At 32.6% G+C, this 15,966-nt stretch carries 17 protein-coding genes; 13 read left to right on the plus strand and 4 right to left on the minus strand.

The window, feature by feature from the left end:
- Positions 1–27: 27 nt before the first annotated feature.
- From AC1RPV_RS05685 to recD2, 3 genes are read left to right on the plus strand one after another with little or no spacing between them, the layout of a single operon-like run.
- Positions 28–684, plus strand: a complete 657-nt coding sequence (locus tag AC1RPV_RS05685; protein ID WP_481761696.1) for a histidine phosphatase family protein — start codon at positions 28–30, stop codon at positions 682–684.
- Positions 685–693: 9 nt separating this feature from the next.
- Positions 694–1,353 carry a tetratricopeptide repeat protein gene (locus tag AC1RPV_RS05690; RefSeq protein ID WP_481761697.1) on the plus strand — a complete coding sequence of 220 codons (660 nt, stop codon included), beginning with the start codon at positions 694–696 and terminating at the stop codon, positions 1,351–1,353.
- Positions 1,354–1,368: 15 nt separating this feature from the next.
- Positions 1,369–3,828: an SF1B family DNA helicase RecD2 gene (gene recD2 / locus AC1RPV_RS05695; RefSeq protein WP_481761698.1), complete on the plus strand. Its 2,460-nt coding sequence runs from the start codon at positions 1,369–1,371 to the stop codon at positions 3,826–3,828.
- A gap of 42 nt (positions 3,829–3,870) precedes the next feature.
- Here recD2 and AC1RPV_RS05700 read toward each other — a convergent pair whose 3' ends face one another.
- From AC1RPV_RS05700 to AC1RPV_RS05710, 3 genes are all read right to left on the minus strand, one after another.
- Complete coding sequence (locus AC1RPV_RS05700) at positions 3,871–4,818, minus strand: diacylglycerol/lipid kinase family protein (protein ID WP_481761699.1); 948 nt, start codon at positions 4,816–4,818, stop codon at positions 3,871–3,873.
- Positions 4,819–4,936: 118 nt separating this feature from the next.
- Positions 4,937–6,613, minus strand: a complete 1,677-nt coding sequence (rnjA, locus tag AC1RPV_RS05705; RefSeq protein ID WP_409022391.1) for a ribonuclease J1 — start codon at positions 6,611–6,613, stop codon at positions 4,937–4,939.
- Positions 6,610–6,828, minus strand: coding sequence for a DNA-directed RNA polymerase subunit epsilon (locus AC1RPV_RS05710; protein WP_409022392.1), 219 nt, complete (start codon positions 6,826–6,828; stop codon positions 6,610–6,612). Before AC1RPV_RS05710 ends, rnjA begins: the two co-directional genes overlap by 4 nt.
- 229 nt (positions 6,829–7,057) lie before the next feature.
- On the opposite strand from AC1RPV_RS05710, the gene AC1RPV_RS05715 reads away from it, so the two are divergent.
- Positions 7,058–7,537 carry a hypothetical protein gene (locus AC1RPV_RS05715; RefSeq protein WP_409022393.1) on the plus strand — a complete coding sequence of 160 codons (480 nt, stop codon included), beginning with the start codon at positions 7,058–7,060 and terminating at the stop codon, positions 7,535–7,537.
- Positions 7,538–7,612: 75 nt separating this feature from the next.
- Here AC1RPV_RS05715 and def read toward each other — a convergent pair whose 3' ends face one another.
- A complete protein-coding gene (gene def, locus AC1RPV_RS05720) occupies positions 7,613–8,161 on the minus strand; it encodes a peptide deformylase (RefSeq protein WP_409022787.1) in 549 nt (182 codons plus the stop codon).
- Positions 8,162–8,399: 238 nt separating this feature from the next.
- Between def and AC1RPV_RS05725 the strand changes: the two genes are divergently transcribed.
- From AC1RPV_RS05725 to AC1RPV_RS05765, 9 genes are all read left to right on the plus strand, one after another.
- Positions 8,400–8,678: a UPF0223 family protein gene (locus AC1RPV_RS05725; RefSeq protein WP_481761700.1), complete on the plus strand. Its 279-nt coding sequence runs from the start codon at positions 8,400–8,402 to the stop codon at positions 8,676–8,678.
- 12 nt (positions 8,679–8,690) lie between these two features.
- Positions 8,691–9,464, plus strand: coding sequence for an inositol monophosphatase family protein (locus AC1RPV_RS05730; RefSeq protein ID WP_481761701.1), 774 nt, complete (start codon positions 8,691–8,693; stop codon positions 9,462–9,464).
- A 165-nt stretch (positions 9,465–9,629) separates the two neighbouring features.
- A complete protein-coding gene (gene typA / locus AC1RPV_RS05735) occupies positions 9,630–11,477 on the plus strand; it encodes a translational GTPase TypA (protein ID WP_481761702.1) in 1,848 nt (615 codons plus the stop codon).
- Between the two features lie 397 nt (positions 11,478–11,874).
- Positions 11,875–13,053, plus strand: coding sequence for an FtsW/RodA/SpoVE family cell cycle protein (locus tag AC1RPV_RS05740; RefSeq protein ID WP_481761703.1), 1,179 nt, complete (start codon positions 11,875–11,877; stop codon positions 13,051–13,053).
- Between the two features lie 18 nt (positions 13,054–13,071).
- Complete coding sequence (locus AC1RPV_RS05745) at positions 13,072–13,398, plus strand: YlbG family protein (RefSeq protein WP_481761704.1); 327 nt, start codon at positions 13,072–13,074, stop codon at positions 13,396–13,398.
- A 5-nt stretch (positions 13,399–13,403) separates the two neighbouring features.
- A complete protein-coding gene (gene rsmD / locus AC1RPV_RS05750) occupies positions 13,404–13,955 on the plus strand; it encodes a 16S rRNA (guanine(966)-N(2))-methyltransferase RsmD (RefSeq protein WP_481761705.1) in 552 nt (183 codons plus the stop codon).
- A 1-nt stretch (position 13,956) separates the two neighbouring features.
- The gene (gene coaD, locus AC1RPV_RS05755; protein ID WP_481761706.1) at positions 13,957–14,454 is read left to right on the plus strand and encodes a pantetheine-phosphate adenylyltransferase; all 498 of its coding nucleotides are present in this window, start codon (positions 13,957–13,959) and stop codon (positions 14,452–14,454) included.
- A gap of 190 nt (positions 14,455–14,644) precedes the next feature.
- Complete coding sequence (locus tag AC1RPV_RS05760; protein ID WP_481761707.1) at positions 14,645–15,250, plus strand: helix-hairpin-helix domain-containing protein; 606 nt, start codon at positions 14,645–14,647, stop codon at positions 15,248–15,250.
- A 59-nt stretch (positions 15,251–15,309) separates the two neighbouring features.
- Positions 15,310–15,789, plus strand: a complete 480-nt coding sequence (locus tag AC1RPV_RS05765) for a ComE operon protein 2 (RefSeq protein WP_409022402.1) — start codon at positions 15,310–15,312, stop codon at positions 15,787–15,789.
- The last annotated feature ends 177 nt before the right edge of the window (positions 15,790–15,966 follow it).

Raw genomic sequence — 15,966 nt, forward strand, 5'->3', positions numbered from 1 at the left:
GAAAAAACGAAGGGGTCTTATTGACTGATGACTAATATATATTTTATTCGACATGGCAAAACAGAATGGAATCTTGAGGGACGATACCAAGGTGCGAATGGAGATTCACCCTTACTTGAACAAAGTTACATAGAAATACAACAATTAATCAAAGCACTTAAATCAATAAAATTTGATGCTATTTATTCAAGTCCTATTAAGCGTGCAAAGGACACAGCAAATTTAATTAATACAGGCCTAAACCAAAATTTGGATGTTATTTTGAATGATAACTTAGAAGAATTTCATTTAGGGAAAATGGAAGGCATGAAGTTTACAGATGTGGCTGTTCAGTATCCTGAGGAACTCGATGCCTTCCGTAATCATCCCGATAAATATGATCCTAAAAATATTAATGGCGAAACATTTCAAGCTTTATTAAAGCGGATGGTTCCAACAATTAAAAAAATTGTTGACCAAAATAAAATAGATGCAAATATTATCATTGTTAGTCATGGTGCGGCGCTTGGTGCCTTGATTCACGATTTATTAGGAGTACCGCTGAAAGACTTCCGTAAACAAGGTGGCTTATCGAATACTAGTACGACTATTTTGGAAACACAAAATGGAACCGAATTTAAATTAGTTAAATGGAATGATACTAGTTATTTGGATAGAATACGCGATGAAAGTGATGTCGTTTAAGGAGTAATAATGGGTAAGAGAGAAGAAAAAGAAGCAGAATCAAAACATATTATTCATCAATTAGTTGAAAAGGTTGAAAAAGAACCTAATAATCAAACGGCTTATTATGAATTAGGTAGTTATTTAACAAAAGTAAAAGACTACCCTCAGGCGGAAGAACTGTATAAAAAAGCTATTGGATATTTTGATGAGAAAAATGAACAAGTTGATTTATTACAATATGGTCTTGGTAACGTGTTTTACGAGGCAGAACTGTATTCTGAAGCAATTCAATCATTTCAAAAAGTAACTAATCAAAAGTTGAAAGAAACAGCTTTTTTAATGTTAGCACAATCATATATGGCTCAAGAGCTGTATCAACAAGCATTAGTATTTGCGATTACGGCTCAAGAAATAAATCCTAAAAATATGGACGCCAACGAATTAATTGGCGATATTTTCTTAGCATTGGGTCAGTTTGAAAATGCTGGTAAATATTATGACTTAGTTCTTAAAATAGATGAAAATAATGCAAAGGCTAATTTTCAACGAGGCTTAGCTAATATGGTTTTAGGAATTGAATTCAATACTTATTTTGATCGTTCAAAAATAGCCAATCAGGCCTATTTTGAGGCACAAAAACAAAGATTAAGTGAAATAGAATCGTTTATAAAATTACGTGATAAATAAAGAGGATGTGAAATAATGGTTGTTCAGAAACTAAATTTATTTAATGATGATCCTCAAAGTGATGAAACACAAGCTTACTTGGTTGGTAAGGTTGCAACCATATTTTTTCAAAGCCAAGATAGTTTTTATAAAGTGATTCTAATTCACAGTATTGAAAGTAATTTGGAATGGCCTGAAGATGAGGTTGTTGTTACTGGTAATTTTGCTGACATTAAAGAGGAATCTACGTACCGCTTCTATGGTCAACAAGTTGAGCATCCCAAATATGGGAAACAATTTCAAACGAGTAATTATCAAAATGAAACACCTACTTCAAAAATGGGGCTTATTACCTATCTATCTGGCTCAGAATTTAAAGGGATTGGGAAAAAGACTGCGGAATCAATTGTTGAAAAGTTAGGAACGAAAACAATTGATAAAATATTAGCAGATGATACTGTACTTGATTCATTAGAATTATCAAACAAGCAGAAAACAACAATATTAGAGACTGTTCGAGTAAATAATGGGATGGAACAAATTATTATTGGATTAAATGGTTTTGGATTTGGTAGTCAATTAGCCGCAACTATTTATCAAACTTATAAAGAAAAAACCCTTGAAATTATTCAAGAAAATCCATATCAACTAGTAAATGATATTGAAAATATTGGCTTTAAAAAGGCAGATCAAATTGCTGGAGAATTAGGATTTGCAGCTGATTCTTCAGGTCGAATACAAGCAGGTATTTTGCAAAGTATCAATGATTTATGTCAACAAGATGGCGATACCTATGCGACTGCAGAGCCGTTGTTGGAAGCATCTTTACGATTATTAGAGAGTAGTCGAAGAGTCAGAATAAACCCTGAGGCAATCTCAAAAGAACTCATTAATTTAGCTAAATCAGGACTCGTTGTCGGTGATGAACAGCGTATTTATTTAAAAAATCTGTATCATGCAGAATACCAAATTGCTGAACATTTAAAAAGATTACTTTCATCGGGGCAAGAAAAAGGTAAGTTAGCAGAAAAAGATATTGATAAAGCAATTCGTAAGATTGAAAAAAAACTTGATATGAATTATGGTGAGTCACAGATTAATGCCATTAGGGCGGCTATGAATTCACAGATATTTTTATTAACAGGTGGCCCAGGAACGGGTAAAACAACCGTTATTAATGGTATCGTGGAGTTATTTGCGGAATTAAATGACTTTTCGCTCGATCTTAGTAGTTATGGAGAAGGACAAACATTTCCTATTCTTTTAGCTGCACCTACTGGGCGAGCAGCAAAAAGAATGACTGAAACGACTGGATTACCTGCCAGTACAATCCATAGACTCTTAGGACTAACTGGAAGAGAATCGAATAATGATGTTGAAACGAAAGATTTAGAAGGTGGCTTATTAATTATCGATGAAATGTCGATGGTTGATACGTATTTATTGAATACATTAATGAATGCAATACCTACAGATATGAAAGTCATTTTTGTAGGTGATAAAGATCAATTGCCTTCTGTTGGTCCTGGGCAAACATTTTATGATTTATTGAAAAGTGACTATCTTGAGCGAAAAGAATTAACGGATATCTATCGTCAAGGTGATGGGTCATCAATAATTTCACTCGCACATTCAATAAAAAAAGGTGAATTACCTGCTGATTTTACACAGAATCAAAAGGATCGTTCATTTTTCGCGAGTCGTGAATTTCAAGTTGAATCAATTATTAAACAGGTTGTTGAACGAGCTAAGAATAAAGGGTTCACTTCAAGTGATATTCAAGTTCTGGCACCAATGTATCGAGGTGCGGCGGGAATTAATCGTTTAAATGAAATGTTACAAAATATTATGAATCCACTTGAAAATAGTAGACAAAAAGAAGTACTTTTTAGAGATCAAAAATTTAGAATTGGTGACAAGGTGTTACATCTTGTTAATAGTCCTGAAAATAATGTTTTTAATGGAGATATAGGTAAGATTGTAGGAATTACATTGGCCAAAGATAGCGAAGATAAGGTAGACGAACTAGTTATTGCTTTTGATCAAACAGAAGTGACTTACAGGCGAAATGAATGGCAAAAAATAACTTTGGCATATTGCACATCTATTCATAAGTCTCAAGGTAGTGAGTTTAAAATGGTTATTTTGCCAATGGTTTCGCAGTATAAGCGAATGCTTAAACGTAATTTACTGTATACCGCAATTACCCGTGCTAGCCAGTTATTGATTTTGCTTGGCGAAGAAAAATCATTTGAAGAATGTGTTGAGAATGAATCAGCCAATAGAAAAACAACGTTATTATTACGAATTGAACAGATTTTTGATGGTGATATTAAAAAAGTTGATGATTCGATTAAAGAGAGCCAACTAGCTAAAAAATCTATTAAAATAGCTCCGCCTGTTCCAACTTTAATTGAAAAATTTATTTTAACTAACGACAATATTATGGATGGTTCAATTGATCCAATGATTGGAATGGAGAATAGCCGACCATAGAAAAAGCCTATATATCTCAATTAAATGAGATATATAGGCTTTTTAGTTAATCCAAAATGGGTATGATAAGACGCTATACTCAATTTCAAAGAAACGGGTTCCTAGGTCTTCACCATCCATTTGACCGTACTCTAAAGAGTCAACGGAAAGTTTAATTTTATCTGATGTAAAATGGTGAACACCTTTTTGGTTAATATGTTTACCAGATTTCAGTAAAATGGCTAGATAGATTAATTTTAGTGCACTAGGTTTTTCAATGATAATTAAGTCTAAATTATTTTTTGTCGGATCTGCCATTGGTAAAATTGGAACACCGCCACCAAAGTAGGGATGATTTGATGTTGTTACAAGAAAGGCATTTTGATAAAATTCTTGATGGCCATTCACCCGGACAGTTATGGGAAATGCAGCTTGTCTTGATAAAGTTCCTAATAGGGCGCTTAAGTAAGTAAGCGATCCTAGATGAAGTTTATTCAATAGTTTCTTTGAACTTGATTGATTTGCGATACTTACTATTTGCGCATCGAAACCTACGCCAACATTATTTATAAAGTATTTTTTTTCATGCCGTGATAATTCGTGCATGACACCTAAGTTTAATAGTTTAGGTGAAGTTGTGTTTAATACTTGTTCAAGAGCTACAAGTGGAGATTTGGGGATACCGACACCTCGAGCAAAATCATTTCCTGATCCTGCAGGAATATAGGCAATTGGGATATCAAATGTGTTCGCATTTTTAACACCATTGATACATTCATTTAAAGTACCGTCGCCGCCAATAACTAGTATAATTTGATTATTGTCTGTTTCGATGGGGTGATAATGTCTGGCGTAATTTTCCGTTAGAAGGGAAGCATGACCAATATAGTCTGTCAGATGGGCCTTAAAATAGACATTTTGAGAAATTAATTTTTTTTCAATAGATTGCCAAATTTGTTTAGCACGACCACTTCCAGCAGACTCATTAACGATAATGAAATATTGATTCATGAACTTCCCTCCTTAATTAATACTAATAATTATAACTAAAATTTAAAAGGATTTAAAGATAAATTTTGATTATATAAAAATAGCTCAATATTCTAATTAGAATATTGAGCTATTTTTGTTAAACGATAACTAACATTGGTAAAATCATTGGTTTACGTTCAGTTTGTTCATATAAGAATTTTTGTAAGTCATCAACGATTGCATCATTAATCATGGCTTCTGTAATTTTATCATTTTTTAATAAGCGACTCATGACACGGAATAAGCGACGACGACCTTGATTAATTAATTCTCCTGATTCGCGCATATAGACAAATCCACGAGATAATAAATCTGGTCCTGCTTGAATTTCATGTTTTTTCATGTCAATCGTTGCAACGACAACAACAAGGCCTTCTTCAGAAAGGACTTGTCGATCATTTAGGACAGCGCTACCGATATCACCAATTCCTGAACCATCGACATAAATATCATCAGCTTCAAAATGACCAGCAATTCGAGCAGAATCACTAGTTAGAGCTAAGACATCACCATTTTCCATAATAAAGCTATTCTCTCTTGGAACGCCAATTTGTTCAGCTAATCCAGTATGAATTTTAAGCATTCTATATTCACCATGGACAGGGACGAAATACTTAGGTTTCATCAAACTGAGCATTAATTTTTGTTCTTCTTGGCCACCATGACCAGAAGTATGAATATTATTTACTTTACCATGGACAACAGTTGCTCCAGCTTCTGAAAGTTCATTAATAACGTGGTTTACACTGATTGTGTTACCAGGAATTGGAGAACTTGAGAAAACAACAGTATCACCAGGTTGAATAGAAACCTGACGATGAGTCCCATTAGCGATACGGCTAAGAGCTGCCATTGGTTCACCTTGTGATCCCGTACATAAAATTAAAATTTCATTTGCGGGTAATGAATTAATATCACGTGCATCAATTAAGGCATCATCTGGAATATTTAAGTATCCTAATTCACGTCCGTTAACAATTGCTGCCTCCATACTACGTCCAAAGACAGCGATTTTACGGCCTTTGGCAACAGCAGCTTCAGCAGCTTGTTGTACTCGGGAAATATTTGAAGCAAAAGTAGCAAAGATAATGCGGCCTTCACCTTTTTCAAAAATTCGTCGAATTGATTTACCAACGAATCTTTCTGATTTTGTAAAATTAGGAATTTCTGCATTTGTACTATCAGATAGTAGACAAAGTACACCATCAGCACCAAGTTGAGCCATTCTTTGAAGGTTGGGCGGCTGATTAGTAACAGGTGTTAGATCAAATTTGTAGTCCCCAGTGACTACAATGTTACCAGATGGCGTTTTGATTGCGACACCTAAAGTATCAGGAATTGAATGAGTTGTTCTAAAGAACGACACACTCGTTTTTCTGAATTTAAGAACAGTATCTTCTTCAATTTCATGCATTTCTGTTGTGGCAAGTAACCCGTGTTCTTCTAATTTTCCTTTGATTAATGCTGAAGCCAATGGTCCAGCATAAATTGGGACATTAATTTGTTTTAATAAATAGGGAATACCACCAATATGATCTTCATGACCATGGGTGATAACTAATGCTTTAATTTTTTGTTGATTGGCAACTAAGTATTGAAAATCAGGAATAACGTAATCAATTCCTAATAACTCATCTTCCGGAAACTTGATTCCTGCATCGACGACGATAATTTCATCTTGAAACTGGATGCCGTACATATTTTTACCAATTTCACCTAATCCGCCGACTGCAAAAACACCAGTCTCGTTATTTTTAACATTTATCTTTTTCATTCAGAAAACTCCGTCATTTTAAATGTAGGGTTTTCCTTTTCATATGCTAAAGCTTTATCTGATAATGTTTCAATGAATTCAATGTTATGTGTTGTTTGGTGACCAACAATACTTTGAGCTTCAATTTCAGAACTTGCTTCAAGGAAAAGTGATTTTGTTTCTTCTCTTTGTGGATTTCTATCTTGTGTTTCTTGATAATAAACTTTAAAAATCATTTGTAAAACTCCTTTAAATTAAATTGATATCATTTTGGTTAAAATGATTTGAAATGGAAATTAGAAACCGAACTGGGGGTTGTCTGCACAACATATAATTTATATTTTATCATATATTATTATTTAAGTATAGAATAGACCGATTTGAATAGACTTATAAAGGATAAAATTTAACAGACATGTTATAATTATGAAAAGTTATCGTATAAGGAAGAGTGGTGTTTTATAAATGTGGTTGGTAGTTAAAATAGTGACTGTAGTGGTTTTAATGATCATCATAATTTTAAATTATAACCGTCTGAAAAGAAATAGACAGATTACTATTCTTAAAAATAAAAGCAAACTTATTACAGATAATGCGGTTGAATTTGCTTTAAATAGACTACATGGTAATGAATATGGTATTAATTCTGAAATACTAAGGGTTACAGAAATTGTTTCAAAGGTTTGGGGTAAGAGGGTCATGGTATTTGAGTATCAATTTCAGATGAAGTCTCCTTCAGAAGAGAATATCGGGAAAATAAGAAACATTTTTTTCAATTTATTTGAAGAATTTGAAATGATGAACCTGGTTAAAAAAAGTGTCGAAGCAAAATCGGCATTTGAAGTAACAGATCTTTGGTATTTAGACGGTATTTTACATTTAGAGGTAGCACATTTGGTTAATGTTGAGACAATTATGTATACTAAAGATTTAAAAAAGGTATAGTTCAAACAGTATGTTTAAAGTGAAATAAAAAGAGTTTCTTCAATAAATTAATTATTGGAGAAACTCTTTAGTTATTTATTCAAGCATAATAGCATCGTTCGGTATAGCAAATGGTTTGTCAGTATTAATATGATCAAAGAATAATATACCATTTAAATGATCAATTTCATGTTGGACTACAATTGCTTCATAATTTTTCAAGCGGATTTTATGTTGTGTACCTTCGATATCAAAGTAACGAAGTGTAATCCGATCAGCTCTTGGCACATATCCAGGGACATCTCTATCAACTGATAAGCAACCTTCACCTTCTGAAAGTGCAGCAACTTGAACTGACTGACTTAAAATAGTAGGATTAATTAACACTTGTTTAAGTGTGGGCTCTTCACCTTCTGGGCCAGGGATTAAGACAGCAGTCATTCGTTTAGAAATTGCTAATTGCGGAGCTGCTAAGCCAACACCTGCGCGTAGATGATATTTTTCAGCTATTTCTTCATTTTGACTATTCTCTAAAAATTCCATTAAATCATGTGCGAGTTGTTTATCATCATCTGAAAGCGGAAAAGTCATTTCGCTTGAACGATTTCGTAAAATTGGATTACCTTCACGAATGATATTTTTCATTGTTATTTTAATCAAAATAGTACCTCCAAATTAATATTCTACGGTACATTGTAGCATAAAATAATCATATCTGTAGGCCATTTGAAAATTAATAGTTATGTTTCATTTCTTTTAGTTTTTAATGGATTGCTGTAAAATGAAACATAGTAATTACTTTCAAGTATATTGAAAGTATTAGTTGAAAATTAATTCAATAATTAAATAAAGTAAAAATAAAGGGAGTTTAACACACTAAATTATGAATAATAAAATTGATTACCCATTAGAAGCACATTGGACTACTGAAGAAATTATCTCTGTCAGTGAATTCTATAAAGCAATAGAATTAGCAAATTCTACAGGTATTGATCGAGAAGAATTGCTTTATAATTATCGTGAGTTTAAAAAAATTGTTCCTTCCAAAATGGAGGAAAAACAAATAGGCAGATCGTACGAAGATGAATCAGGTTTTAGTATTTATCGTACAATGAAATTTGCAAGAGAGAGTACAAGGGACGTTATTAAAATTAACCAATAGGGAGGTTATGATTTGAATATTGATGAGGTTAATTATCAGGTTAAAAGTTGGCTGACAGAGGCACGTGAAAATATTATTCATGCATTTGGAAATCCATTGTCTGTTGAAACAAAAAGTAGTCGAGTTGATCTTGTAACTAATATGGATAAACAGACTGAAAAATTTTTAGTAAACAAAATTCGTACCTTTGATCCGAAAGCCAAAATTTTAGGTGAAGAAGGTTTTGGGGATGATGTAACAAATTTAGATGGTACTGTTTGGATTGTTGATCCAATTGATGGCACAATGAATTTTGTCAAACAGAAAGATCATTTCGCGATTATGATTGGTATTTATGAAAACGGTATTGGAAAATTGGGATTCATTATGGATGTAATGAATAATGTTTTATATTCTGGTGGGCCAGATAGGGGCGTCTTTGCCAACGATAAAAAACTTGAAAAGCCTGAAAATATAGCACTTAAGGATGGCTTGCTAGGTTGTAGCTCACCTATGTTAATGATGGACTATAAGCATTTACAATCAATTGTTCAACATAGTTCAGGTGCTAGGGTTTATGGAAGTGCCGGTATTGAGTTTGTTCACATATTACGTGGACAAGAAATTGGTTATGTTTCTCACTTAAAACCATGGGATTTTGCAGCCGGTAAAATATTGGCGGAAACTCTTGGTATCACCGTGAAAACAATTGACGGGTTAGAGCTCGATATGTTACAATCAGCAGATGTATTAATAGCAACGGAAAACGCACAAGAGGACATTTTAAAACTACTAAATAGTTTTTAGTAGAATCGCGTTGTGGCTGTGACTAACAAGTCGCAGTTTTTTTATGCGATTTATTTATGAAAAAGTATGAAAACTTTTAGTAAGTGTGTTAATTGTCTGCTATAATAGTGAACTGTAGTTATTATTCGTAAAAATATTAAGGCTCCAACGAAAGGAAGAACAAACTTGAAAACAAGAGATGACATTCGTAACATTGCGATTATCGCCCATGTCGATCACGGTAAGACGACATTAGTTAATGAATTATTAAAACAATCAGATACATTGGATGGCCATTCAGAAATTAGTGACCGTGCCATGGATACAAATGATATTGAAAAAGAACGTGGTATTACAATTTTATCAAAAAATACTGCTGTTAGAGTTGGCGACAAACAAATTAACATTTTAGATACACCTGGACATGCCGATTTCGGTGGTGAAGTAGAACGTATCATGAAAATGGTTGATGGTGTTTTACTTGTCGTTGATGCTTTTGAAGGAACAATGCCTCAAACACGTTTTGTTTTGAAAAAAGCTTTAGAACAACAATTAGTACCAATCGTTGTTATTAACAAAATTGATCGTATGGGTGCTCGTCCACAAGAAGTTGTTGATGAAGTTCTTGATTTGTTTATTGAATTAGGTGCTGATGAAGCACAACTTGATTTCCCTGTTATTTATGCTAGTGCATACAATGGTACATCAAGTATGGATCCAGATATCGAAACTCAAAAACATTCTATGGATGACGTTTTTGAAACAATTATAAATACAATTCCTGCACCAGTTGATAACAGTGACGAACCATTACAATTCCAAGTTTCAATGTTGGATTATAATGAATATGTTGGTCGTGTTGGTATTGGTCGTGTGTTCCGTGGAAAAATTGCTGTTGGTGATCAAGTTTCTGTTATTAAACTTGACGGCTCAGTTCAAAACTTCCGTGTTTCAAAACTTTTTGGTTTCTTCGGTTTAGATCGTGTTGAAATTAATGAAGCTAAAGCCGGTGATTTAATTGCAGTTTCAGGGATGGATGACATCTTCGTTGGTGAAACTGTAACACCAAGTGATCATCAAGAAGCATTACCATTAATGCGTATTGATCCACCTACACTACAAATGACATTCAGAACGAATGATTCACCATTTGTTGGACAAGATGGTAAAAACATTACTGCTCGAAAGATGGAAGATCGTCTTAAATTACAATTGCATACTGATGTTTCATTGAAAATTGAAGATACAGATTCTCCAGATGCTTGGGTTGTTTCAGGTCGTGGAGAATTACATTTATCAATCTTAATTGAAACTTTACGTCGCGAAGACTATGAAATTCAAGTTTCACGTCCAGAAGTTATCTACCGTGAATTCGAAGGCAAGATGCAAGAACCATTTGAAAGCGTCCAAATCGATACACCTGATGAATATTCTGGTGGTGTTATTGATACAATGGCTCAACGTAAGGGTGAAATGATTAACATGGAGACCGGTAATAACGGCCAAACTCGTTTAACTTTCTCAGCTCCTACTCGTGGTTTAATTGGATATGATTCACAATTCCTTTCAATGACTCGTGGATACGGTATCTTAAATCATACTTTCTCTGAATACAAACCAGTTATCCGTAACTGGGAACCTGGTCGTCGTAATGGCGCATTAGTTTCTATTAATTCAGGAAAAGCTACAACATATTCAATTATGAGTATTGAAGAACGTGGAACAATTTATGTAACACCTACTACTGATATTTATGAAGGAATGGTTGTTGGACAAAGTAGCCGTGAACGTGATATTTCTGTAAATATTACTAAAGGAAAAGCTATGAGTAATGTTCGTTCTTCTAATAAAGATCAAACAGCCTCAATCAAGAAACCAACTATTCTTACTCTTGAAGAATCATTGGAATTCTTGAACACGGATGAATTATTAGAAATCACACCAAATAATTTACGCTTACGTAAACGTATCTTAGATACAAATATGCGTGAAAAAGCTCAAAAACAACATAAAACAGATTCAAAAAAAGGTTAATTTAAAAAGAGTTGAAAATGATTAAGTTCATTTTCAACTCTTTTTTTTAATCATGATAAATAGTAATATGGTATACTATTAGGAGTCACGAGAGAATAAAATCGATGAAAAACAACATTTCTAAAGAAAATGTGATGGTCACTTTGCAAGAAAATGTAGATAAAATAAATAAATTTATCTGGAAACAGCGAAATACATTTTACTAGCTTGGTTATGTTACATTTTAAGAAGTAGTTGATACTTAATTGTTCGTTTTTCTCGTGAAGTAGATTTTGTGTTGGAGTGTGCTCTGTTTGAAGAAAAAACTGAAAAGAAGCAGATAAAGAATCTTGAAGTAACTTCGAATAGACACTTTAGTACTAAATTTGAAAAAATGAAGAAATAAGTTGGATTAAAAATGCAAATTTTAAAAAGAATAACACAAAAATTACAATATCTTGATTATTTTATTTTTATACCGTATATCATATTATCCGGAATTGGTGTGGTCATGGTTTATTCTGCTAGTTCATATAAGGTTCAAATGGCGGGTGGCGATCCAACGACATATTTAAAAAAACAATTGCTTTTTGCCATTTTAGGATTGCTAGTTGCTTTCCTTATATATTCAATGAAGGTTAATTTTTTTAAAAGTTCTGGATTTATAATATTATTTGGTGCAGTGTCCATTCTGCTACTTTTATACGTAGTACTTAGCGGTAAAACAGTTAATGGTGCAGCAGGATGGATTAACTTTGGCTCTTTTAACATTCAGCCCGCAGAAATCAGCAAGATTTTTTTAGTCTTGTTTATGGCGCAACAAGTTGCATTCCGTGAAAATAAAGAATTAAGTTATGAGGGTAGAAATAAACGTCGTTTTATCTATGCGATTGCAGTAGCCTTACCACTCATTTTAATTTTGGTTGAACCAGATGTGGGTGGGTTTATTATTAATTTTAGTGCAGTATTAATCATTATTTTGGCTAGTGGGTATTCAATTGGAATAACTTCTTTAATTTCTGTTGGTGGCATGGGTACTTTAATGATATTATTATCAAAATTAAAATCTGTTTCTCCAGATTCTGGTGGTCCATTAGCATATATGGCTAAAAGATTTAGTGGATTCAATGATCCGTTTAAATATCAGCAATCAACTGGACAACAGCTGGTAAATTCATATTATGCATTAAGTAATGGTGGTATTTTTGGTGCAGGACTAGGAAATAGCATCCAAAAACGAGGCTATCTACCAGAACCGTATACTGATTTTATATTAGCAATTACAGGTGAAGAACTTGGATTATTGATGGTATTTTTTATTTTAATATTACTTTTCAGTATGATTGGACGAATTATCTTTATTGGTTCTAAAAGTAAAGAAACTTTCCATTCACTTTGTTGTTATGGAATTGCGACGTTTATGACAGTGCAGACTGTATTTAATGTTGGTGGTATATCAGGTGTTTTACCAATAACAGGTGTAACATTTCCATTTCTTAGTTATGGCGGATCAAGTATGCTTATCTTGAGTTTCTGTGTAGGCTTAGTTTTAAATATATCAGCTTTAAGAAAAAAGGAATTACTAAATAATAAATAAAAAGGGGGTCATAATCAAATGCTTGACGAAGAAAATGGGACTAAGTTAGTTATACAAAAAAGACAAGGTGTCATTGTGTTTTTATACCATATGAAGCAAATTAAGCAGTTGAAACGATTCGGTATTATTCAATATATTTCAAAAAAAATGAAATATGTTGTCATTTATATGAATCAAGAAGACCTACCCGAGACGATTAAGAAAATTCAAAATTTAAAATTTGTTAAAAAGACAGAAGTATCGCATCGCCCTGATATTGATATGGACTTTGGGTCTCGAATGGGTGAAAAAGCATTTAAATTAACAGATGAAGATCAAGAAAAATTTAAAAATAAAAGTGAGTAAAGTATATGAGAATAATTTCAGGTGAATATGGCGGAAGAAAATTAAAAGCAGTTCCGGGTATGGCAACAAGACCTACAACGGATAAAGTTAAGGAATCAGTGTTTAATATTATTGGTCCTTATTTTGATGGCGGTAAATCGTTAGATTTATTTGCAGGTAGCGGAGGGTTAAGTATCGAAGCTGTTTCTAGAGGAATCTCGCATGCTTTTCTAATTGATAGACAGTATCAAGCAATTAAAACAATTAATGATAATATTGCTATCACAAAGGAAGAAGATAAGTTTACGGTCTATAAGCAAGATGCCGATAAAGCAATTGGACTATTAAAAGGTAAAGAAACATTTGATCTTGTTTTTTTAGACCCACCTTATAAGACCCAAGAAATAATTGATACGATAAAAAAAATAGATAGCAGCGAGTTGTTAAATAATCAAGCTTTAATTATTTGTGAAACAGATCAATATGCTAACTTACCTGATGATATTTCTGGATTCAGGCTATTTAGGAGACAAAATTATGGAATTACACAGGTAACGATTTATCAAAAGGAGAACTAAAATGAATGCAGTTTTTCCGGGAAGTTTCGATCCATTAACTAATGGACACTTAGATATTATTGTTCGATCAAGCCAAATTTTTGATAAAGTTATTGTCGCAGTTATGACTAATACTAAAAAGAAGTCATTGTTTACAGCTGATGAAAAGGTAGATTTGATTAGTGAAGCTACCTTTTCATTAGCAAATGTAGAAGTAGTTAGTGTTGAATCAGATTTAACGATTAACTTAATGCACCAATTAGATGCTAAAATAATTATTCGTAGTGTTAGAAATAATAGGGATTTTGAATATGAAAAAGATATTGCATTGATGAACAAAGAGTTAGATGAAACAGTGGAAACTGTATTGATGCTTGCTAATCCTAAATACGCACATATTTCCTCAAGTTTAATGAAAGAAATATTTAAATTTGATGGAGATATTTCAAATATGGTACCTAATCATATAAAAGTAGCTATGATTAAAAAATGTCATGAAGTAATTAGTAAGGAAGATTAACTTAAATAAAATGAATCATCATTAAAATACGTGATAATGATTTAAGGAAAAAAACGAATTTCATTTTAAATGAAATTCGTTTTTTTGCGTATTTAAATATAAGAGGGAGGTGGATAAGATGGATCAAATAAAAAAAATTTGAATTGAATATCGAAAAATTATCATTATTTGTGTGGTATCTGTAATAGCATTGACCATTTTTTCAATAGTTACACAACATAAAAGTAGCAAAACAGATGATATGTTAGTTAATAGTATTACTAGTACGTCGTCTAGCTCGGAAAAAAATATATCAAGCCATTTAGAAACCTCAAATGGTGGGAAAATCGTTGTGGATATCAAAGGAAATATAAAAAAACCAGGTATATACACAATGAAAACAGGAATGAGAATTAGTCAGGTAATCGATTTAGCTGAGGGATTTTTATCTAACGCTGATCAGAAACAGATTAATTTAGCTCAAAAAGTAACAGATGAGATGGTTATATATGTTCCGGCAAAAGGGGAAGTAAAAGAAAATAAAGTAGCAGCTACTACTGCCCAAGGATCTTCTGTTATGGATGCAGGGTCTACTACAGGAACTCAGGATAAATCGAATGATGAATCAACGGTTAATTTAAACACCGCAACGAAAGAACAACTGCAAGGGTTGACTGGAATTGGACCAAAAAAAGCAGAACAAATTTTACAATATAGAGAAGAACATCAATCGTTTAAAACTACGGATGAATTAAAAGAAGTTGGCGGCATCGGTGATAAAACATATGAAAGTCTAAAGGACTCATTAGCGGTCTAACTTTTTTTAAAGATTTATTTTTGATATACTATAAAAAAATGAAAGAAGGAAATACCTAAATGCCTGATAATAGAATTCCTTGGGATCAATATTTTATGACGCAAGCTGCATTACTATCATTAAGAAGTACATGTGAAAGATTATCTGTTGGTGCGATACTTGTTAGAGATAAACGGATTATTGCAGGCGGATATAACGGCGCTGTTTCAGGGGATGTACATTGTATAGATGAAGGTTGCTACCTTGTAGACGGACATTGTGTACGAACGATTCATGCAGAAATGAATGCAGTTTTACAGTGTGCAAAGTTTGGCTCAGCGACAGATAATTCAGAAATTTATGTGACAGATTTTCCTTGTTTACAGTGTACAAAAATGCTACTTCAATCCGGCGTGAAAAAAATATATTATTTACGTAATTATCATAATGATGATTATGCCATATCACTATTAGAAAGAAATAATGTTATTTTTGAGCAAGTAAAAGTTGATAAAAATTATATTGAAGAAATTGTTCTGAATAAAATATTTTCAGAATAAAATCAGTTGAAGCAGTTGATCTATTTTTTGCGACGTTAGTTATTGGAATAACAAGTTTATATGTTGTAAATTACAATCCTATTTGGATTATTTTCGCTATCGTTATTTTTATACGAATTATTACGTTAAAACGTTCGATAACTTTTTATATTTGTTGTGTCTGTATTTTAATTTTTG

The organism is Dellaglioa sp. CoH-55-MRSF-9, assembly GCF_056782155.1.